The 19,485-nt window shown below is 68.1% G+C and carries 17 protein-coding genes; 12 read left to right on the top strand and 5 right to left on the bottom strand.

The genetic code is table 11. The features are described 5' to 3' along the window. Position 1 precedes the first annotated feature (1 nt). Positions 2–1,804, bottom strand: a complete 1,803-nt coding sequence (locus IEY14_RS06160; protein ID WP_188907282.1) for an ABC transporter transmembrane domain-containing protein — start codon at positions 1,802–1,804, stop codon at positions 2–4. Between the two features lie 171 nt (positions 1,805–1,975). Between IEY14_RS06160 and rpmE the strand changes: the two genes are divergently transcribed. Further along, entirely contained in the window at positions 1,976–2,197 is a 222-nt protein-coding gene (rpmE, locus tag IEY14_RS06155; RefSeq protein ID WP_188907281.1) for a 50S ribosomal protein L31, read from the top strand. Between the two features lie 190 nt (positions 2,198–2,387). Here the strand turns inward: rpmE and rcdA are convergent, their stop codons facing one another. Then, entirely contained in the window at positions 2,388–2,915 is a 528-nt protein-coding gene (gene rcdA / locus IEY14_RS06150) for a protease adaptor protein RcdA (RefSeq protein ID WP_188907280.1), read from the bottom strand. Positions 2,916–3,269: 354 nt separating this feature from the next. Here rcdA and IEY14_RS06145 point away from each other — a divergent pair, with 354 nt between their 5' ends. After that, a complete protein-coding gene (locus tag IEY14_RS06145) occupies positions 3,270–4,274 on the top strand; it encodes an NAD(P)H-quinone oxidoreductase (RefSeq protein ID WP_188907279.1) in 1,005 nt (334 codons plus the stop codon). 125 nt (positions 4,275–4,399) lie between these two features. Then, positions 4,400–5,101 (top strand): DUF1013 domain-containing protein, encoded by a 702-nt coding sequence (locus IEY14_RS06140; RefSeq protein ID WP_188907278.1) that lies wholly within the window; start codon positions 4,400–4,402, stop codon positions 5,099–5,101. Between the two features lie 39 nt (positions 5,102–5,140). Here IEY14_RS06140 and IEY14_RS06135 read toward each other — a convergent pair whose 3' ends face one another. Further along, on the bottom strand, positions 5,141–5,950 hold the full coding sequence (locus IEY14_RS06135; protein WP_188907277.1) for an SDR family oxidoreductase: 810 nt from the start codon (positions 5,948–5,950) through the stop codon (positions 5,141–5,143). Continuing rightward, positions 5,928–7,808 (bottom strand): glycoside hydrolase family 15 protein, encoded by a 1,881-nt coding sequence (locus IEY14_RS06130; RefSeq protein ID WP_280515019.1) that lies wholly within the window; start codon positions 7,806–7,808, stop codon positions 5,928–5,930. Before IEY14_RS06130 ends, IEY14_RS06135 begins: the two co-directional genes overlap by 23 nt. A gap of 147 nt (positions 7,809–7,955) precedes the next feature. On the opposite strand from IEY14_RS06130, the gene IEY14_RS06125 reads away from it, so the two are divergent. The 8 genes from IEY14_RS06125 (at position 7,956) to phoB (ending at position 16,796) form a co-directional block, all read left to right on the top strand. Continuing rightward, positions 7,956–9,056, top strand: a complete 1,101-nt coding sequence (locus tag IEY14_RS06125) for a hypothetical protein (RefSeq protein WP_188907275.1) — start codon at positions 7,956–7,958, stop codon at positions 9,054–9,056. Between the two features lie 19 nt (positions 9,057–9,075). After that, positions 9,076–10,368, top strand: coding sequence for an ATP-binding protein (locus IEY14_RS06120; protein ID WP_188907274.1), 1,293 nt, complete (start codon positions 9,076–9,078; stop codon positions 10,366–10,368). A 158-nt stretch (positions 10,369–10,526) separates the two neighbouring features. Continuing rightward, entirely contained in the window at positions 10,527–11,561 is a 1,035-nt protein-coding gene (locus IEY14_RS06115) for a substrate-binding domain-containing protein (protein ID WP_373288930.1), read from the top strand. Positions 11,562–11,636: 75 nt separating this feature from the next. Beyond that, positions 11,637–13,142 (top strand): phosphate ABC transporter permease subunit PstC, encoded by a 1,506-nt coding sequence (pstC, locus tag IEY14_RS06110; protein WP_188907272.1) that lies wholly within the window; start codon positions 11,637–11,639, stop codon positions 13,140–13,142. Next, positions 13,139–14,458 (top strand): phosphate ABC transporter permease PstA, encoded by a 1,320-nt coding sequence (gene pstA / locus IEY14_RS06105; RefSeq protein ID WP_188907271.1) that lies wholly within the window; start codon positions 13,139–13,141, stop codon positions 14,456–14,458. Before pstC ends, pstA begins: the two co-directional genes overlap by 4 nt. Positions 14,459–14,547: 89 nt before the next feature. After that, positions 14,548–15,294 carry a phosphate ABC transporter ATP-binding protein PstB gene (gene pstB / locus IEY14_RS06100; protein ID WP_244639349.1) on the top strand — a complete coding sequence of 249 codons (747 nt, stop codon included), beginning with the start codon at positions 14,548–14,550 and terminating at the stop codon, positions 15,292–15,294. Positions 15,295–15,325: 31 nt separating this feature from the next. Beyond that, positions 15,326–16,060: a phosphate signaling complex protein PhoU gene (gene phoU, locus IEY14_RS06095; protein ID WP_188907269.1), complete on the top strand. Its 735-nt coding sequence runs from the start codon at positions 15,326–15,328 to the stop codon at positions 16,058–16,060. 4 nt (positions 16,061–16,064) lie between these two features. Continuing rightward, the gene (gene phoB, locus IEY14_RS06090) at positions 16,065–16,796 is read left to right on the top strand and encodes a phosphate regulon transcriptional regulator PhoB (protein WP_188907268.1); all 732 of its coding nucleotides are present in this window, start codon (positions 16,065–16,067) and stop codon (positions 16,794–16,796) included. A 458-nt stretch (positions 16,797–17,254) separates the two neighbouring features. On the opposite strand, the gene IEY14_RS06085 is transcribed toward phoB, so the two are convergent. Continuing rightward, positions 17,255–17,815, bottom strand: coding sequence for a GcrA family cell cycle regulator (locus IEY14_RS06085; RefSeq protein ID WP_188907267.1), 561 nt, complete (start codon positions 17,813–17,815; stop codon positions 17,255–17,257). A gap of 452 nt (positions 17,816–18,267) precedes the next feature. On the opposite strand from IEY14_RS06085, the gene IEY14_RS06080 reads away from it, so the two are divergent. Continuing rightward, positions 18,268–19,479, top strand: coding sequence for an aspartate aminotransferase family protein (locus IEY14_RS06080; protein ID WP_188907266.1), 1,212 nt, complete (start codon positions 18,268–18,270; stop codon positions 19,477–19,479). The last annotated feature ends 6 nt before the right edge of the window (positions 19,480–19,485 follow it).

The following is a 19,485-nucleotide window of genomic DNA, read 5'->3' as shown; positions in this document are numbered from 1 at the left end:
CCTATTCGGCGGCGGTCGCCATGTCGGCCATGTCGAATTGCAGCCGGGCGAGGCGGGCATAGAGCGCGCCCCCGGCGACGAGTTCGGCATGGGTGCCGGATTCGACGATCCGCCCCTGATCCATTACCAGGATGCGGTCGGCCTTCAGGACGGTCGCGAGGCGATGGGCGATGACGAGCGTGGTGCGGTCGCGCATCAGCCGGTCGAGCGCCTGCTGCACCAGAAGCTCGCTTTCGGCGTCGAGCGCCGAGGTCGCCTCGTCGAGGAGGAGGATCGGCGCGTCGCGCAGGATCGCCCGGGCGATGGCGATGCGCTGGCGCTGGCCGCCCGACAGGAGCACGCCGCGCTCGCCGATCTGCGTGTCGTAGCCTCGCGGCAGGCGCTGGACGAAATCCTCGACCAGAGCGGCCTTGCCGGCCGCCTCGATGGCGGCGCGCGAGGCGCCGGGCGAGCCAAAGGCGATATTCTCGGCGACGCTCGCGGCGAAGACCGTCACGTCCTGCGGCACGATGGCGATGCGCCGACGCAGGGCCTCCAGATCGGCCTCGCGCAGGTCGAGACCGTCGATCGAAACCGCGCCTTGCACCGGATCGTAGAAGCGCTCGATCAGGGAAAAGAGCGTCGACTTGCCGGCGCCGGACGGGCCGACGATCGCCACCGTCTCGCCGGGGGCGACAGTGAAGGACACGTCGCGGAGCGTCGGCCGCCGGTCGTCGCCCGGATAGGCGAAGGAGACCCCCTGGAAGGCGAGCGTGCCGAGCGACGGCACGGGCAGCGCCCGGGGCGCGGCGGGGGCGGCGATCGAGGCCGGTTCGCCGAGAAGCTCCGTCAGCCGCTCCGTCGCGCCGGCGGCCTGGGTCAGCTCGCCCCAGACTTCCGACAGCGCGCCGAGGGCGCCGGCGGCGAAGACGGCATAGAGCACGAACTGGCCGAGCGTGCCGCCGCTCATCGTGCCGGCCGCGACCCGGTGGGCGCCGACCCAGAGCACGGCGACGACAGAGGCGAAGACCAGGAAGATCGCGACGGCCGTCAGCCCGGCGCGCGAGACGACGGAGGCGCGGGCCGCCTCGAAGGCGGCATCGACGGCGCGCCGGTAGCGCTCCGTCACGGTCGCCTCGCTGGTGAAGGCCTGGACGGTCCTGACCGCGCCGATCGCCTCGCCGGCATAGGCCCCGGCATCGGCGAGCGTGTCCTGCGCGAGGCGCGACTTGCGGCGCACCGAGCGGCCGAAGGCGACGAGCGGCAGGACGATGAGCGGCAGCGCGCCGATGACGATGGTGGAAAGGCCCGGGCTCGTCCAGGCCATCATGGCGAGCGCGCCGAAGCAGAGGATGAGATTGCGCAGCGCGACCGAGGCGGTGGCGCCGACCGCCGACTTGATCTGCACCGTGTCGGCGGTGAGCCGCGAGACGATCTCGCCGGACAGCGTCCGGTCGTAGAAAGCCGGCGACAGGCGCATGACATGGGCGAAGACGTCGCGGCGCAGATCCGCCACCAGCCGCTCGCCGAGCGTGATGACGAAATAGTAGCGAGCGGCGCTGGCGATCGCGAGGATGCAGGCCAGGATGACCAGCATGCCGAAATAGGCGTCGATGAAGCGCGTGTCCTCGCCGATGAAGCCGTGATCGATGACGCGGCGGACGGCGATCGGCAGGGACAGGGTGGTGAGGGCCGCGACGACGAGGCTGAAGACCGCGCCGGCGATGCGCGCCCGCTGGCGCGCGAGATAGGGGGAAAGACGCTTCAGGGGGCCGAGCGTGCGCCGCGAGCCCGGTTCCTTCGCCGTCGCCGTCCGTCTGCTCATGAATGCTCCGCTGCTTCCGGCGCCGGCCCGGGCGTCTCGCCTTGTGCCGTCGCGGCCGATCATGTAAAGGCTCGCCCGACAGTTTGAAAGCGACCGCGCGGTTTTGCCTCCGGACCCTGGCGTTCCGAGGTCTTTCTTCATGATCGCGCCAAGAAGAAGACGGACCCGACCATGAAGGCGAATATCCATCCCGATTATCACACGATCACCGTGGTGATGACGGACGGCACCGAGTACCAGACCCGCTCCACCTGGGGCAAGGAAGGCGACCGCCTCAACCTCGACATCGACCCGACCTCGCATCCGGCCTGGACCGGCGGCAACCAGCAGCTTCTCGATCGCGGCGGCCGCGTGTCGCGCTTCAAGAAGCGCTACGAGGGTCTCGGCATCTGATCGGCGCCTGCCGCGCTGGAAACGAAGAAGGCCCGGCGCGAAGCCGGGCCTTTTTTATTGCCTGTCCTCCGGGCTCCGTTCGGAATGTCGGGGGAGGCGGGTGGAGGGGCGCCACGCGGGACGAGGCCTTGCCGAAACGAAAATCCCGGCGCGGTGGCCGGGATCGTCGGAAGGCTCGAAGGTCTGAGGCTCAGCCGCGAAACGCGGTCTTCAGCAGGCTGAGCTGCTCGGCCACCGGATTGCTTGGCGGCTCCGCCGCTTCCGGCACCGTGCCATAGATCTCGCGATCGAGCATCGCGATGCGGCGTTCCAGCTTGATGACCTTGTCGACCAGATCGCGGAAATCCACTGGCAGTTCGGTGAAGTAATGCGAGTCCTGGCCGCTGCCGACGCTTTCGAGCCGCACCTTCGACTTCTCCGCCTCGACCTGGGCACGCGACATGTCGCCCTGGTTGGCGGCGCGCTGGAGGAGCAGCCACGAGGCGATCTGCATCAGGCGCGTCGTCAGGCGCATCGATTCGGCGGCATAGAGCGTCGCGGCCTGGCGCGACAGCGCCTTCGCCTCCGTCCGGCCGGGACCATCGAGATAGACCGCCGTCTCGTCGACAAGCGCCATGCCGTCGTTGAACAGCGTCTGGAACGAACGGGAAAAGGCCATGTGCTCGGCGAGCCGGATCGGCTTGTCCTGCTCGTCCGTGTCGGCTTTTCGATTCGTCATGGCAGAAGGCGACTTTCGGGAACTGTCGGGTCAACGCGCCTGGCGACGGAAGGGTTCCGCCGACGGCGGCGCGACGGGGGCAAGGGTGCGTCCTTCCGCCGGCATTTGCAAGCCGCCTCGGCAAAGCTGGTTAACCGTCGCGCGGGCGCCTCGGCGCGAAAAAAAAGCCGTACGCGAGGTACGGCTTTTGGAGTCGCAACAGGGAGACACGGTGGAAACCACAATGCCAGCCAGCGAACTGGCTGGGGACATTTACGCCGAACAAGGTTGATGAAGCGTTAACACCATCTTGAAGCCTTGCGATTTCGGCTACCTCAATCGCCAAATGACGTGGAGAAGCGGCGGGGCGACGCTATGGCGCAGATGATGACGGCGGTGGTCCTCGACGGCTTCGACGGGCCGGAGGTGCTGGTTCCCCGCGACGTGCCGCGTCCGACGGCCGGGCCGGGCGAGATCCTGGTCGAGGTCCATGCCGCCGGCGTCAACCGGCCGGACGTGCTCCAGCGCCTCGGCCATTATCCGCCGCCGAAGGGCGCGCCGGACTGGCCGGGCCTCGAGATCGCGGGGCTCGTCGCGGCGGTGGGGGAGGGCGCGACGCGCTTTCGCGTCGGCGATCGGGTGATGGCCCTCCTGCCGGGCGGCGGCTATGCCGACCATGCGAGCGTCGCCGAAACGAGCGCCATGCCGGTGCCGGAAGGCCTCGGCCTGATCGAGGCGGCGGCCATTCCCGAGACCTTCTTCACCGTCTGGCACAATGTCTTCCAGCGCGGCGGCCTGACGGCGGGCGAAAGTTTTCTCGTCCATGGCGGCACGTCCGGGATCGGCACCACCGCCATCCAGCTCGCCAAGGCCTTCGGCGCCACGGTCCTCGCGACCGTCGGCAGCGCCGACAAGGCGGAGGCGGCGCGCCGGCTCGGCGCCGACCATGCGATCGACTATCGCAAGAGCGACTTCGTCGCGGCGGCGCGCGAGGCGACGGGCGGGCGCGGCGTCGACCTCATCCTCGACATGGTGGGCGGCGACTATCTCAACCGCAATCTCCGGGCGGCGGCCGAAAAGGGCCGGGTGGTCCAGATCGCCTTCCTGCGCGGCAAGGACGCGGCGATCGACCTTTCGCTGATCATGACGAAGCGCCTGACGCTGACCGGCTCGACGCTGCGCGCCCAGAGCCCCGCCTACAAGGCCGCCATCGCCCGCGAGATCGAGGCGAAGGTCTTTCCGCTTCTCACTGACGGGCGCGTCCGGCCGCTGATCGACAGCACCTTTCCGCTGACCGAAGCCGCCGAGGCGCATCGGCGGATAGAGGCCGACCATATCGGGAAAATCGTGCTCACCACGAAATTCGCTTCGGATTCCTGATGGTTCGGCGCGGAGTTTCTTGCGGAAGCGGCGGCGAATTCATATAAAAGCTGCATCCCCGCATTCGTGATCGATTGCCACCGCCTGCCTCCGACAAGGAGCTGGCCCGTTAAAGGACTATATTCATGGCCGAGCAGCTTCTGATGCCGAAGGCGACGGCGGTCTGGCTCGTGGACAATACGTCCCTGTCCTTCGAGCAGATCGGCGAGTTCTGCACGATGCATCCCCTGGAGGTGAAGGCGATCGCCGACGGCGAGTCGGCCCAGGGTATCAAGGGCCTCGATCCGACGCTGACCGGCCAGCTCACCCGCGAGGAGATCAAGCGCGGCGAGACCGATCCGAAGCACCGCCTGAAGCTGGCCCCGCCGAAGGTCCGCGTGCCGGAGGCCAAGCAGAAGGGCCCGCGCTACACGCCGGTCTCCAAGCGCCAGGACCGGCCGAACGCCATTCTCTGGCTGGTGCGCAACCATCCCGAACTGAAGGACGCGCAGGTTTCGCGCCTCGTCGGCACGACCAAGAACACGATCCAGCAGATCCGCGACCGCAGCCACTGGAACTCCGCCAATCTCCAGCCGATGGACCCGGTGACGCTCGGCCTCTGCTCGCAGATCGATCTCGACATCGAGATCGAGAAGGCCTCGCGCGGCATCGTGCGGCCGGAAGAGGTGGCGGAGGAGGAGCGCCTGCTCTCCGCCGCGCAGACCCAGAACTACCGCTCGCGCGACCGCCAGGACGACGAGGAGGAGCTCGACGCGGCGGCGGTCTTCGCCAAGCTCTCCTCGATGAAGCGCAACCCGGCCGAGGACGAGGACGAGGACCGCTACTGAGGCGGTCCCGCTTCGGCGTGATCGAAAAGGGGCGACGGCTCAGCCGTTGCCCCGGAATTCCGGATAGAGGGTCATGGCGCCGTCGACGAAGATCGTCTGGCCGACCACGTAATCCGCCGCGTCCGAGGCCAGCCAGGCGACGGCGCGGCCGACATCCTCCGGCTCGCCGACGCGGCCATAGGGGATGAGCTTGAGCATGCCGGCGAGGTTGCGTTCGCGCTCCGCCGCGTTGATCGCCGTGGCGATCGCGCCCGGCGCCACCGAATTCACCCGGATCTTCTCGCAGGAGACTTCCTGCGCCAGCGACTGCATCAGCATGTGGATGCCGCCCTTCGAGGCCGCGTAGTTCACGTGGAAGGCCCAGGCGATGATCTGGTGCACGGAGGAATTGAAGATCAGCTTGCCCCTGGCGCGGCTGACCTCCTCGCGCAGGCCCTTGTTGCGGAAATGCTTGATCGCCTCGCGCCCGATGAGAAAGGCGCCGGTGAGATTGACGTCGATGACGGCCTTCCAGTCGTCCAGCGTCATGTCGCCGATCTTGGCGTCCTTCTGCCGGCCGGCATTGGAGAAGACGATGTCGACCGGGCCGAGGGCGCTCTCCGCCTCCGCGAAGAGGCGGATCACCTCGTCCTCCTTCGAGACATCGGCCTGGATGGCGACGGCGCGACGGCCGAGCGCCTCGACCTTCGCCACCGTGTCGGCCGCGTCGTCGTGCGAATCGCGGTGATTGACGACGATGTTCGCGCCGGCTCGGGCGAGTTCCACCGCCGAGGCCTCGCCGATGCCGGTGGAGGCGCCGGTGACGATCGCCGTCTGGCCGGAAAGGTCAAGTCCTGCTGAAATAGTCATCGATGTCCTCGATATTCTGGAACTGCACGTTGTCGGGATCGGTGCGGCGGCCGGTCAGCGAGCGATCGAGCCAGACGGCGGCCGAAATCAGCGACAGATGGGTGAGGGCCTGCGGAAAATTGCCGAGATGGTCGCCCGTCGCGGAGAGTTCCTCGGAATAGAGCCCGAGATGGTTGGCATAGGCGTGCAGCTTCTCGAACATGAAGCGCGCCTCCGAAACGAAGCCCGAGCGGGCCAGCGCCTCGACATACCAGAAGGAACAGGTGGTGAAGGCGCCTTCCTGGCCGCTCAGGCCATCGGAATTCTCGCCGAGATTCTTGTAGCGCTGCACGAGGCAGTCGTGGACGAGCTCGCGCCGCACCACCTTCAGCGTCGAGATCCATTTCGGATCGTGCGGGTTGATGAAGCGCACCAGCGGCATCAGAAGCACGACCGCGTCGAGCCCGCGCGCGCCCTTGAACTGGGTGAAGGCGCCGATCTCCTCGTTCCAGAATTCGGTGAGCAGCGACTTCTGGATGGCGTTGCGCTCGGCGCGCCAGCGGTTGACGTCGCCCGACAGCGATTCCCGCGCGGCGAGGCGCAGGCCCCGGTCGAGCGCCACCCAGCACATCAGCCGCGAGGAGAGATATTCGCGCGGCTCGCCCCGGCTTTCCCAGATGCCCATGTCGGGCTGGCGCCAGTTCTCCGCCAGCCAGTCCAGCAGCCGTTCGAGCCGATCCCAGACGGCATAGGGCGGCTTGCCCCGCGCCTTGGCTGAAATGTAGAGGGCATCCATGAGCTCGCCATAGATGTCCATCTGGACCTGGGTATAGGCGGCATTGCCGATCCGCACCGGCTTCGAATCGCCGAAGCCGGACAGATGGTCGAGCTCGGTCTCGGTGAGCTCCTTGCGCCCGTCCATGCCGTACATGATCTGCATGCGGTCGGCATCGTGCTCGATCGCGTGCTGCATCAGGAAGGTGACGAAGGCGCCGGTCTCGTCGTGATAGCCGAGGCGGGAGAGCGAGTAGAGCGTGAAGGCCGCGTCGCGGATCCAGCAGAAGCGATAGTCCCAGTTGCGCTCGCCGCCCATCGCCTCCGGCAGGCTGAAGGTCGCGGCGGCCGCGATGGAGCCGTATTTCGCCGAGGTGAGGAGCTTCAGCGTCAGCGCCGAGCGCACCACGAGCTCCCGCCAATAGGTGGGATATTGCCCCGAGGCGACCCAGCGATGCCAGAAGGCGCGCGTCTCCTTGAAGGAGGCGCGGACATAGTCCTCGTCGATATGCGTCTCGTGCCGGCCGGGGCAGAGCACGACATGGAGCGGCTCGTCCTCGCCGACCGTCGCCTCGCCGAGGATCATGTCGCCCTCGATCCGCAGCGGGATGTTGGAATGGACGTGAAGCGAATGGCTCTCGCCGCCCTCGCTCCAATGGATCGAGACGCCGCCGCGCACCTCCCGCAGCTGGACATGGGCGAGGGCGTAGCGGGGACGGGGCCGCAGCGCGACGTTGAAGGTGAGGCGGCCGCGAATCGCGCGGGCCGAGCGGATGATTCGGCCCGAGCCGTCGAGCGGCATGAAGTCCTCGACCTCGCCGATGCCGTCCTCGCCGAGAAAGCGGGTGATCAGGATGTTGGTGTCGGGCAGATAGATCTGGCGATGCTTCATCGTCGCGCCGTCGTCGACGGCGAGGCGGAAGAAGCCGCCTTTCTCCGCGTCGAGGAGCGAGGCGAAGAGCGTCGGCGAATCGATGTTGGGATGGCAGAAGAAGTCGATCGTGCCGTCCTGCGCCACGAGGGCCAGCGTTCGCATGTCGCCGATCACGCCGTGGTTTGCTATCGGGTGCTGCGTTGGCCTGAAGCCGGCTTGCGATGGCGCCATGATGCGGACCCGTTCTGCGACCGAGGAGGCTGGCGCGAAGCGGCGCGCCGTGCGAGGCAAGATTGAGGGCGTCGCGGCAAAGTAAAGTCGCGGCCGGCTTCGCCGCGCGGGCGGCGGGGGCCGGAGACCCTGGAATGGAGGCGGAGCATGGCTGAGCCCGTGATGAGCGCGATGGAGAAAAGTCTGCGGCGCGCGCTCGAAGCCGGCGATCCGACCGACCCGGCCTTCCGCGAATCGATCTATTCGGCCTCCGAGCGGGCGCTGGAGCGGATGCTGGCGGGCAAGGGGCTCGACGACGGCGCCGCCCATGCCCAGCGCACCCGGCTCGCCGAGACGATCAACCGCATCGAGGACGAGTTCTACGAACGCCAGACGGCGGCGGGCTTCGCCGAGGACGGCCCGGCCCAGCACGACCCGGAACTCTCGCTCGACCCGGCCTATGCCGATGTCCATGCCTATGCCGCCCATCCGGCCGACGAGATCGGCGATGCGGCGGAGGACGCGCGCGACGGCGAGGTGCCGCTGCATCCGGTCTTCGGCGAGACGGAGGGCCGCTCGCCGCATGGCGGGCCGGTCGCCATGGCCGTCGGCGCGCCGGACGGCGAGGACGAGGTCGAGGAGCCCGTCCGGCCGTCGCCCCGCGCGCGGGGCATGGAGGCGGAGGAACGGGCGACGGCGCGCAGCGGCGCCCAGTTGCGGCGCTTCCTCGTCATCGGCCTCGTCGCGGCGGTGATCCTGGCGGTCTGCGCCTGGCTGGTGCTCGGCGGCGCCTCGGCCTCCGGCACGGCGGCCGAGGCGACGGGACCGCGCTGGATCGAACTCTTCGACGGCCGGCGCCTCGATGCCGTGGCGACGCCGACGGGCGGGCGGATGGAGGCCATGGATGAGAGCGGCACCGGCCAGGCCGGTCTGCGCTTCACCCCGGCGGCCAGCGGCGATTCGGTGATGACGGTCGCGGTCGGGCGCGGGGTCCTGCCGGACATTCGCGGCCGTTCGGTGACGGTGGAGGTCACGGCCGGCTCGCCCGACGGCGCGGCGCGCTCCTTCGCCATCCGCTGCGTGGTCGACGGCGCCGACCGCTGCGGCCGGCAGGTCTTCACCACCGCCAGGGCCAGCGAGAGCTTCGCCTTCGATCTCGCCTTGCCACCCGGCGCCTCGGGCGGCCGTTTCGAGATCGCGCCGATGCCGGCCACCGACGCCGCGGCTCTCGACCTCTACGCGATACGCCTCAACCGCCAGACGATCTGAACGGCTTAGCCCCTTTCCCATGTCGCAATCTCCATCGACCGAAACCGGCGGGGCGCGCGACCGGCCGCCCGGCGGCATCGAGGGCGTGCCCCTGGCGCGAGCCCTCGTCGTCGCGGTGTCCGGCCCGGCGCTTCTCGCCGTGGCGCCCGCTTCCGCCCATTGGCTGGCGCCCGCCGCCATTGCCGGCCTCGGCGTCGCGGCCTGTCTTCTGCCGCGACGCGGCGCGAAGGCGGCCCGCGCCGCCGTCGCGAGCGAGGCCGCGCGGGAAACGCGCTTCGCCGCCGGCACCGAGACGGTGGTCGACGCCCTGCCGGAGCCGGCGCTGGTCGTCGACGCCACGCTCCAGCTGCATCACGGCAATCCGGCGGCACTGCGGGCCTTCGGCACGCTGATCGTCGGCGAGGCCATCTCGCTGCGCTTCCGCGCGCCGGAATTCCTGGCTGCCCTCGAGGAGGCGATCGCGACGGAGGGCGGAGGCAAGGCCAGCCTCGCCGAGAACCGGGCCTCCGGTCTCGCCTGGGCGGTCGATGTCCTACCCCTCGCGCAGGCCGGCGGCGGCGCGCCGAGCCGTTTCCTGCTTCTGTTCCGCGACCGCACGGCCGAGCGGCGGATCGAGCGCATGCGCACCGATTTCGTCGCCAATGCCAGCCACGAGCTGCGCACGCCGCTCTCCTCGCTGATCGGCTTCATCGAGACGCTGCAGGGTCCGGCGCGCGACGACCAGGCGGCACGGGAGCGCTTCCTCGCCATAATGCGCGAACAGGCGGCGCGCATGTCGCGCCTCATCGACGATCTCCTGTCGCTGTCGCAGATCGAGATGAAGCGGCCGCCGGCGCCGGGCCATACGGTGGATCTCGTGGAACTGCTCGAGGACGTGCGCCACCTCTTGGAGCCCGTCCTGGAGGACAGCGGCGTCACGGCGGAGCTCGAGGTCGAACCCGGCGACTACGTCGTCCAGGGCGAACATGACGAACTGGTGCAGGTCTTCTCCAACCTCATCGAGAATGCCTGCAAATACGGGGCGAGCGGCGAGCGGGTCCTCCTGTCGCTCGCGTTCGAGCCGGGCGAGCCGCGAACGATCCGCGCGACGGTGCGCGATTTCGGTCCGGGCATCGCGGCCGAGCATGTGCCGCGCCTTACCGAACGCTTCTACCGCGTGAACGTCGAATCCTCCCGCGCCAAGCGCGGCACGGGGCTCGGCCTCTCCATCGTCCGCAACATTCTCCTGCGGCATTCGGCGCGACTCGTCATCTGGTCGGAGCCGGGCATGGGATCGGCCTTTTCCGTGCTTTTTCCGATAAGGAAAAAATAGCAGCGATGTCAGCGTTTTGCGCTGTCATACAACTGTTTTGAACTTGTCATAGAACCTTGCCCGAAAGCCGGTACTCCCCCGGTTGAACCCGAGCCGCCCATCGGCGTGCGTGTCGGCGGTTCGTGATCGAAACGCGCCCAGGAGATGAAGTCATGACCATCCGCGGCCTTGCGGGCCTCACCATCGGCACCGCGCTTGCCCTCGTCGGAACGGCCTATGCGCAGAGCGCCCGTCCGGTGCACATCGCCGGCTCCTCGACCGTTCTTCCCTATGCGCAGATCGTCGCGGAGAATTTCGGCGAGACGCTGTCGCAGTTCCCGACCCCGATCGTCGAATCGGGCGGCACGGGCGCCGGCCTCAAGCAGTTCTGCTCGGGCGTTGGCCCGGACACGATCGACGTCGCCAATGCCTCGCGTCCGATCAGCGAGGACGAGAAGAAGAACTGCCTCGCCAACGGCGTGAAGGACATCCAGGAAGTCAAGTTCGGCTATGACGGCATCGTCTTCGCGACCGACGCCGCCGGCCCGGACTGGAAGCTGACCCCGGACATGGTCTTCAAGGCGCTCGGCGCCAAGGTCGTCCAGGACGGCAAGGTCGTCGACAACGCGGCCAAGACCTGGAAGGACGTCGACGCCTCGCTCCCGGCCTGGCCGATCAACGCCTTCATCCCGGGCGAGAAGCACGGCACGCGCGAGGTCTTCGAGACCAAGCTGCTCGACGCGGGCTGTAAGGCCACCGGCGCGCTCGACGCCTTCAAGGCGGCCGGCATGGACGCCAAGGCGGCCGCCGCCCAGTGCCACGCGGTCCGCAAGGACGGCGCGGCGGTCGATATCGACGGCGACTATTCCGAGACGCTCGCCCGCATCAATTCCAACAAGCAGGGCGTCGGCGTCTTCGGTCTCGCCTTCTACGAGCAGAACCAGGACAAGCTGAAGGTCGCGACCGTCAGCGGCATCGTGCCTTCCGTTGAGACCATCTCGAACGGCAAGTATCCGGTCTCCCGTCCGCTCTTCTTCTACGTGAAGAAGGCGCATCTCGACGTGGTGCCGGGCCTCAAGGACTATGTCGACTTCTTCCTCGCCGACCAGATGATCGGCCCCGACGGTCCGCTGGCCCAGTACGGCCTCGTTCCGGCCCCGGATGCCGAGCGCGAGAGCTTCCGCGCCGAATTCGACGCCGGCAAGACTATGTGATCGGCGAACGGCCGGCGCCTTCGGGCGCCGGCCGTTCCCGTCGAGATTTTCTGAGAGCAATCGGGGCCTTCGCTCGTGTCCGCATTCGCGATCATCTTGATCATCGTCCTGATCGGCCTCGCCGGCTGGATCGCCGGCGCGCGGCGCGCGTCGGCCTTCGCCGGTCGGGAGGCGGTCGGCGGGCCGAGGGGGCCGAAACTCCATTCGCGCGCCACCTATCACGGCGCCTTCGTCTTCTGCCTGGCGGTCGTGCCGGCCCTCGTCCTGCTCCTCGTCGGGCTGGCGGCGGCGCCGGGCTATGTCGCGGCGGATGTCCACAACCATTTCCCGGCCTCGGCGCTCGATGCGGACGGCAAGGTGCCGCCGCTCTCCTACGAGCTCGTCAACCAGCTCGGTCGCAATCTCGATCTCCTGCCGCCGGACGAGCGCGCCGCCGCAAGCGCCATGACGCTGGCCGATCTCGGGCCGGTCTTCCAGCGCCGCGGCATCCCGCTGGCCGGGGGCACGGAAGACTACATGCTGCCGCTGGCGTTGCGCGCCGACGAGCTGTCCTCGACGCTGCGGCTCGGTCTCGCGGGCGTCACCATCGTCCTCGCCGCCGCCGGCGCCCTGTTCGGCCTGTCGCGGATCGCCGTGCGCTTCCGGGCGCGCAACAATGTCGAGTTCATCGTCCGCTCGCTCCTCATCCTCTGCTCGCTCGTGGCGATCCTGACGACGGTCGGCATCATCTGCTCGATGCTCTTCGAGGCGATCGAGTTCTTCCGCCACGTCTCGCCGCAGTCCTTCTTCTTCGGCACGGTCTGGGATCCGCGCTTCGCGGCGGCGGGCTCGGGCGGCGCCTCCGGCCAGTTCGGCCTGATCCCGCTTCTCGCCGGCACGCTCTACATCGCCGCCGTCGCCATGCTCTTCGCGGTGCCGACGGGCCTCCTCGCGGCCGTCTACATGGCCGAATATGCCGACCGGCGCGTGCGCTCGGTGGTGAAGCCGCTGCTCGAGGTCCTGGCCGGCATCCCGACCATCGTCTACGGCTTCTTCGCCCTCATCACGGTCGGGCCCTTCCTGCGCGACATCTCGGCCGAGATCGCCGGGCTCGCCACCGGCGACTACGCGCCCTTCATCCAGGGCCAGAGCATCCTCACCGCCGGCCTGGTGATGGGCGTGATGCTCATCCCCTTCGTGTCCTCGCTCTCCGACGACATCATCACCGCCGTGCCGCGTTCGCTGCGCGACGGCTCGCTCGGCCTCGGCGCGACGCGCTCCGAGACGATCAAGAAGGTGGTGCTGCCGGCGGCGCTGCCGGGCATCGTCAGCGCCATCCTCCTCACCGCCTCGCGCGCCATCGGCGAGACGATGATCGTGGTGCTCGCCGCCGGCGTCGCGGCGCGGCTGACGATCAATCCCTTCGAGGCGATGACCACCGTCACGGTCAAGATCGTCAATCAGCTGACGGGCGACCTCGAATTCAACTCGCCCCAGACGCTGGTCGCCTTCGCGCTCGGCATCACGCTCTTCGCCATCACCCTCCTTCTCAACATCTTCGCCCTTTATATCGTGCGTAAGTATCGGGAGCAGTACGAATGACCGATGCGAGCATCCAGTCGGGGATGTCCGCCGCTCGCCCCGCGAGCCGCCGCGACATCGGGCTGCGCAAGCGCTATGCCGCCGAACGCCGTTTCCGCTTCTACGGCGCCGCCGCCATCGCCATCGGCCTGATCTTCCTGGCGCTGCTGCTGTGGAGCGTGGTCTCGAAGGGCTATACCGCCTTCTGGCAGACCGAGCTCCGCCTGCCGATCACCTTCAGCCAGCAGATCGTCGATCCGAAGAATACCGGCGGGAAGGACGAGCGGGCGCTGACGACCGCCAACTATCCGAAGCTCGCCCAGGACGCGATCGCCGGCGTGCTCGGCATCGATGCCGGCGACCGCGCCGCGCTGCGCGACGCGCAGAAGCTCGTCAGCCAGGGCGCGCGGACCAGCCTGCGCGACGTGGTGATGGGCGATCTCACCGCCATCGGCCAGACGCGCGACGTCTGGGTGCCGGCGGCGAGCGAGGTGGACAGCGCCGTCAAGGGCCAGTTCGACCTCTCGGTCGAGGAAAGCCGCCGGCCGATCAACGACCGCCAGCTCGCCTGGATCAACGAGTTGCGCGAGAAGGGGCTGCTCCAGCAGCGCTTCAACTGGGGCCTGATCACCAACGGCGCCTCCAGCCGCGCCGAGACGGCGGGCGTCGGCGTCGCCATCGTCGGCTCCTTCACGATGATGATGATCGTCCTCGTCCTGTCGCTGCCGATCGGCGTCGCCGCCTCGATCTATCTGGAGGAGTTCGCGCCGAAGAACCGCTTCACCGACTTCATCGAGGTGAACATCAACAATCTCGCGGCGGTGCCCTCGATCGTCTACGGTCTCCTCGGCCTCGCGGTCTTCGTGAACTGGTTCGGCCTGCCGCGCTCGGCGGCGCTGGTCGGCGGCCTCGTGCTGACGCTGATGACGCTGCCGACGATCATCATCGCCACCCGCGCCGCGCTGAAGGCGGTGCCGCCCTCGATCCGCGCCGCCGCCCTCGGCCTCGGCGCCTCGAAGATGCAGATGGTGTTCCATCACGTCCTGCCGCTGGCGGTGCCGGGCATCCTCACCGGCACGATCATCGGCCTCGCCCACGCGCTGGGCGAGACGGCGCCGCTGCTGCTCATCGGCATGGTGGCCTTCGTCGCCAACTATCCGACGACGCCCCTCGATCCCTCGACGGCGCTGCCGGTGCAGATCTACATGTGGGCCAACGAGGCCGAGCGCGCCTTCGTGGAACGCACCTCGGGCGCCATCATGATCCTTCTTGTGTTCCTCGCGCTGATGAACCTGTCCGCGGTGCTGCTGCGCCGCCGGTTCGAGCGTCGCTGGTAGAGCCGGAGACTCCGTCCATGCTGCAGAACGCATCCTCCATTACCCCGGCAGTCAGGAGTGGTCCCGTGCAGGCCGAGCACAAAGTCAAGATGAAGGGCGAGGCCGTCACGGTCCATTACGGCCCGAAGCAGGCGCTGCACGGCGTCTCGCTGAATGTCGCGGAAAAGCAGGTGACGGCGCTGATCGGTCCGTCGGGCTGCGGCAAGTCGACCTTCCTGCGCTGCCTCAACCGCATGAACGACACGGTCGAGGGCGCCAAGGTCGGCGGCAAGATCACGCTCGATGGCGAGGACATCTACGATCCGGCGATCGACGTCGTGGAACTGCGCGCCCGCGTCGGCATGGTGTTCCAGAAGCCCAATCCCTTCCCGAAGTCGATCTTCGACAACATCGCCTATGGGCCGCGCATCCACGGCCTCGCGAAGTCGAAGACCGATCTGGAAGAGATCGTCGTCTCCAGCCTCAAGCGCGCCGGTCTCTTCGAGGAGATCAAGGACCGCCTGCACGAGGCCGGCACGGGCCTGTCCGGCGGCCAGCAGCAGCGTCTCTGCATCGCCCGCGCCATCGCCGTGTCGCCGGAAGTGATCCTGATGGACGAGCCCTGTTCGGCGCTCGATCCGATCGCCACGGCGCGCGTCGAGGAACTCATCGACGAGCTGAAGCAGAACTACACGATCGTCATCGTCACCCATTCGATGCAGCAGGCGGCGCGCGTCAGCCAGATCACCGCCATGTTCCATCTCGGGAACATCGCGGAGGTCGGGCCGACGGAGAAGATGTTCCAGAATCCCGACGACAAGCGCACCCAGGACTACATTACCGGCCGCTTCGGCTGAGCGGACAGGCGACCGGCAGGAGGAAAGCGCCATGGACGAGCATATCGTCACATCCTACGACCAGGAATTGAAGTTCATCGTCCGCCGCATCTCGGAGATGGGCGGCCAGGCCGAGAGCCAAGTCGAGCGCGCCGTCTCGGCCCTGATCAAGAACGATGCGAGCCTCGCCCATTCGGTGGTGGCCGACGACATCATCCTCGACACGGCGCAGCGCGAGCTCGACGAGCGGGCGATCATGACCATCGCCAAGCGTCAGCCGATGGCGCAGGACCTGCGCGAGATCGTCGGCGCGATCCGCATTTCCAACGATCTCGAGCGCATCGGCGATCTCGGCAAGAACATCGCCAAGCGCGTCGTGGCGGTGACGGAGCACCAGCAGCCGGTGCAGCTCGTGCGCGGCATCGAGCATCTGTCGGATCTGGCGCTGGAACAGCTGCGGGAAGTGCTGGACTCCTATGCCAGCCGCGACCATCGCCGCGCCGAGAGCATCCGCGCCCGGGACGAGGAGATCGACGCGATGTATACGTCGATCTTCCGCGAGCTTCTCACCTATATGATGGAAGATCCGCGCAACATCACCGCCTGCACGCATCTCCTGTTCAGCGCCAAGAACATCGAGCGCATCGGCGACCACGCGACCAACATCGCCGAGACCATCTACTACATCAAGACCGGCGAGCAGATGGGGCTCGACCGGCCGAAGGACGACCGCACCGCGACCATGACGGCCGAAGGCGGCAAGCCGGCGGCCGATCTCGGAGCCTGAGGACATGGCCGCGCGGATCGCCGTCGTCGAGGACGAGGAGGCGCTCTCCATCCTCCTGCGCTACAATCTGGAGAGCGAGGGCTATGTCGTCGACGCGATCATGCGCGGCGACGAGGCCGATATGCGGCTGAAGGAGGAAGTGCCGGATCTCCTGATCCTGGACTGGATGCTGCCGGGCCTGTCCGGCGTCGAGCTCTGCCGCCGGCTGCGGACGCGGATGGAGACGCAGGATCTGCCGATCATCATGCTGACGGCGCGCGGCGAGGAATCGGAGCGCGTGCGCGGCCTGTCGGTCGGCGCCGACGACTATGTGGTGAAGCCCTTCTCGACGCCGGAACTCATGGCGCGGGTGCGGGCCATGCTGCGCCGCGCCCGGCCGGAGCGCATCTCCGGACGCCTGTCGGCCGGCGACATCGATCTCGACCGGCAGTCGCACCGCGTGCATCGCTCGGGGCGCGAGATCCGGCTCGGCCCGACCGAGTTCCGCCTACTGGAATTCCTGATGCAGTCGCCGGGCCGCGTCTTCTCGCGCGAGCAGCTGCTCGACGGCGTCTGGGGCCGCGACGTCTATGTGGACGAGCGCACCGTCGACGTCCATGTCGGGCGCCTGCGCAAGGCCATCAATCGCGGCCGCGAGCGCGATCCGATCCGCACCGTGCGCGGTGCCGGTTATGCGCTGGACGAGACCTTCCTCCAGTCGCGCCCCGCCAGCAAGAGCAGTTCCGTGCCCGCCTGAGGCGCGGTCCTGCTGGAAAAGACGCGAAGGCCGCCGGCACATCCGGCGGCCTTTCGTGTTTCGGGGCGGGGAGGGGCTCGTTTCGGAGCGTTGCTCGGACGCTTTCCGTCGTGCCGCCGCGCTCATGCGTTGATCCTCGCTGCCTTCTTCGTCGCTTCGTCATTCCGGCCTTGACCCTTCAACACCGTTGCCGGGTCGGGCCCGGCACGACGACGCTGAGACGGAGGCAGCAAGGATCAATGCACAAGCGCGCCGGTACAAGCCTTTCCACTGAAGGGACGAGGCAGAGGGGTTCTGGACCAAGTGGAACGAACCCGCTCGATCGGCCGGCGCTGGATTTCGAGGCGCAACTACATCGATCGGCACGTCATGAAGAAAGGCGCGCCCCGGTCGGGACGCGCCTTGGTTTCGTCTCGTGATCTCGCACCGGCCGCCGACCAGCGGCGCCGCTTTCCGCCTCAGCGGATGCGGCGGCGCTCGGAGGCCGGCTGGAAGGCGATCCGGGCGTGATATTGGCAATAGGGCGAGGAATCGTCCGAATGATTGCCGCAGAAGCGGAAGTCGGGCGACAGGGGATCGCCGAGCGGCCATTTGCAGGTGCGCTCGGTCAGCTGCACCAGCGTGAGGTTGCGGGCGATGGGCACCACCTCGCCCGGCGCCCGGGGCGCCTCCGGCTCGATGTCGAGATCGAGATCGTCGGGTTCTTCCATCTTGAACGCCGTCGCTCCCTGCACGCCGCCACCCCGCGCCGCGCTGCGCAGGCTCGTCTGCATCTGAAGGACCTGCGCCGTCGCCACCTCGACGCTTTCCTCCACCATCACCGGCTCGGCGGCCAGCGCCGGGCGCACCAGTTCGGCGGCGCCCGCCACCTTCACCCGCGTTTCGAGCTTCAGGCGATGGACCTTGCCGATCACCGCGTTGCGCGTCACGCCGCCGAGCTGGCTGGCGATCTGGCTCGCGCTGAGACCCTCGCCCCACAACTTCGCCAGAAGTTCGACGCGCTCATCGGTCCAGCTCATGCAAGGCTCCTGCTCAAGCGGCGGAAGGGGCAATACAAGCCGGACTTTCCCGCCGAATGCGAGGAAGCTGCTAGATATATTGCCTGTATTGGTCCGCCACACGAAATCTAGTATGTTAATGAATCTAGCCTATCGCACGACTCCGTGACAAGTGTGCAACGCGGCAAGAGCGAATCGAAAATTTCCTTTTCCCCAGCTTGTGCGTGCTCCGAGCCGGGCGAAACGGCCATGGATTTGCCGCCTTCGCGTTGACAAGCGCGCGTTTCGGCATGGTATAGGAAACGCGCGCGCGGGCTGACAAGGTGTCCGCGCCCTCGCGATGCCCGGTCTGACGAAGCCTGCCCGCGCGGCAGGCTTTCGATCTTTCAGGGTCCGGATTCGTCCGGCCGGTCCGTTGCGATGGCCTGGCCGGACAGGGTCCGCCGATCCCGTGCCACGAAACGAGTGCCGCAATGTCCGTTGCTCCCGACAGTTCTTCGCCCCTCTACGGAACCTATGCGAGGGCCGCCGTGCGCTTCGAGCGAGGCGAGGGCGTCTGGCTGATCGCCGAGGACGGCACGCGCTATCTGGATTTCGCCGGCGGCGTCGCGGTGTCCTCGCTCGGCCATGTCCACCCGCATCTCGTCGAGGCGCTGAAGGCGCAGGCCGAGAAGGTCTGGCACGTCTCGAACCTCGTCGAGATTCCGGGCCAGATCCGGCTCGCCGAGCGGCTGACGGCGGCGACCTTCGCCGACAAGGCCTTCTTCACCAATTCGGGCGCGGAAGCGCTCGAATGCGCGATCAAGACGGCGCGGCGCTACCATTATGTCAACGGCCGGCCGGAGCGCTTCCGCATCGTCACCTTCGAGGGCGCCTTCCACGGCCGCACGCTGGCGACGATCGCGGCCGGCGGCCAGGCGAAATATCTCGAAGGCTTCGGCCCGAAGGTCGAGGGCTTCGACCAGGTGCCCTTCGGCGACAAGGAGGCGCTGGCCGCCGCGATCGGCCCGGAAACGGCGGGAATCCTGATCGAGCCGATCCAGGGCGAGGGCGGCATCCGCGTGGTGCCGCGCGAGATGCTGCGCAGCTTGCGCGAGCTCTGCGACCGCGAGGGCCTGCTTCTGATCCTCGACGAGGTGCAATGCGGCACCGGCCGCACCGGGCGGCTCTTCGCCCATGAATGGGCGGATGTGCGGCCGGACATCATGGCCGTCGCCAAGGGCATCGGCGGCGGCTTCCCGCTCGGCGTCTGCCTCGCCACCGCCGAGGCGGCGGCCGGCATGACCACCGGCACGCACGGCACGACCTATGGCGGCAATCCGCTGGCCATGGCAGTCGGCAATGCCGTGCTCGACGTGGTGCTGGCCGAAGGCTTCATGGACAATGTCCGCGAGCGCTCCCTGCAGATCAAGCAGGCGCTGGCCGGCATGCTCGACCGTTATCCCGACGTCGTGTCGGACATTCGCGGCGAAGGGCTGCTGCTCGGCGTCAAGGCCGTGGTGCCGAATGGCGAACTGATTGCGGCGATGCGCCAGCACGGCATGCTGGCGGTGCCGGCCGGCGACAATGTGGTGCGCCTGCTGCCGCCGCTGATCATCTCGGCCGAGGATGTGCGCGAGGGCATGGAGCGGATGGAGGGCGCGATCGCCAGCCTGTCCGCCGCGACCGCCCGGAAGACGGCGTGAGGCTGG

It is taken from the genome of Aureimonas endophytica, assembly GCF_014642635.1.
Taxonomy (GTDB): Bacteria; Pseudomonadota; Alphaproteobacteria; order Rhizobiales; family Rhizobiaceae; genus Plantimonas; species Plantimonas endophytica.
This window is presented reverse-complemented; position numbering and strand designations above follow the sequence as displayed.

Bases quoted from the DNA above. Each gene is read 5' to 3' on its own strand.
- IEY14_RS06160 (WP_188907282.1), bottom strand. From the start codon at position 1,804: ATGAGCAGACGGACGGCGACGGCGAAGGAACCGGGCTCGCGGCGCACG.
- IEY14_RS06140 (WP_188907278.1), top strand. From the start codon at position 4,400: ATGGCCGAGCAGCTTCTGATGCCGAAGGCGACGGCGGTCTGGCTCGTG.
- IEY14_RS06080 (WP_188907266.1), top strand. From the start codon at position 18,268: ATGTCCGTTGCTCCCGACAGTTCTTCGCCCCTCTACGGAACCTATGCG.
- IEY14_RS06085 (WP_188907267.1), bottom strand. From the start codon at position 17,815: ATGAGCTGGACCGATGAGCGCGTCGAACTTCTGGCGAAGTTGTGGGGC.
- IEY14_RS06125 (WP_188907275.1), top strand. From the start codon at position 7,956: ATGGCTGAGCCCGTGATGAGCGCGATGGAGAAAAGTCTGCGGCGCGCG.
- IEY14_RS06120 (WP_188907274.1), top strand. From the start codon at position 9,076: ATGTCGCAATCTCCATCGACCGAAACCGGCGGGGCGCGCGACCGGCCG.
- IEY14_RS06130 (WP_280515019.1), bottom strand. From the start codon at position 7,808: ATGGCGCCATCGCAAGCCGGCTTCAGGCCAACGCAGCACCCGATAGCA.
- phoU (WP_188907269.1), top strand. From the start codon at position 15,326: ATGGACGAGCATATCGTCACATCCTACGACCAGGAATTGAAGTTCATC.
- IEY14_RS06145 (WP_188907279.1), top strand. From the start codon at position 3,270: ATGGCGCAGATGATGACGGCGGTGGTCCTCGACGGCTTCGACGGGCCG.
- pstA (WP_188907271.1), top strand. From the start codon at position 13,139: ATGACCGATGCGAGCATCCAGTCGGGGATGTCCGCCGCTCGCCCCGCG.
- rpmE (WP_188907281.1), top strand. From the start codon at position 1,976: ATGAAGGCGAATATCCATCCCGATTATCACACGATCACCGTGGTGATG.
- rcdA (WP_188907280.1), bottom strand. From the start codon at position 2,915: ATGACGAATCGAAAAGCCGACACGGACGAGCAGGACAAGCCGATCCGG.
- pstB (WP_244639349.1), top strand. From the start codon at position 14,548: ATGAAGGGCGAGGCCGTCACGGTCCATTACGGCCCGAAGCAGGCGCTG.
- IEY14_RS06135 (WP_188907277.1), bottom strand. From the start codon at position 5,950: ATGACTATTTCAGCAGGACTTGACCTTTCCGGCCAGACGGCGATCGTC.
- phoB (WP_188907268.1), top strand. From the start codon at position 16,065: ATGGCCGCGCGGATCGCCGTCGTCGAGGACGAGGAGGCGCTCTCCATC.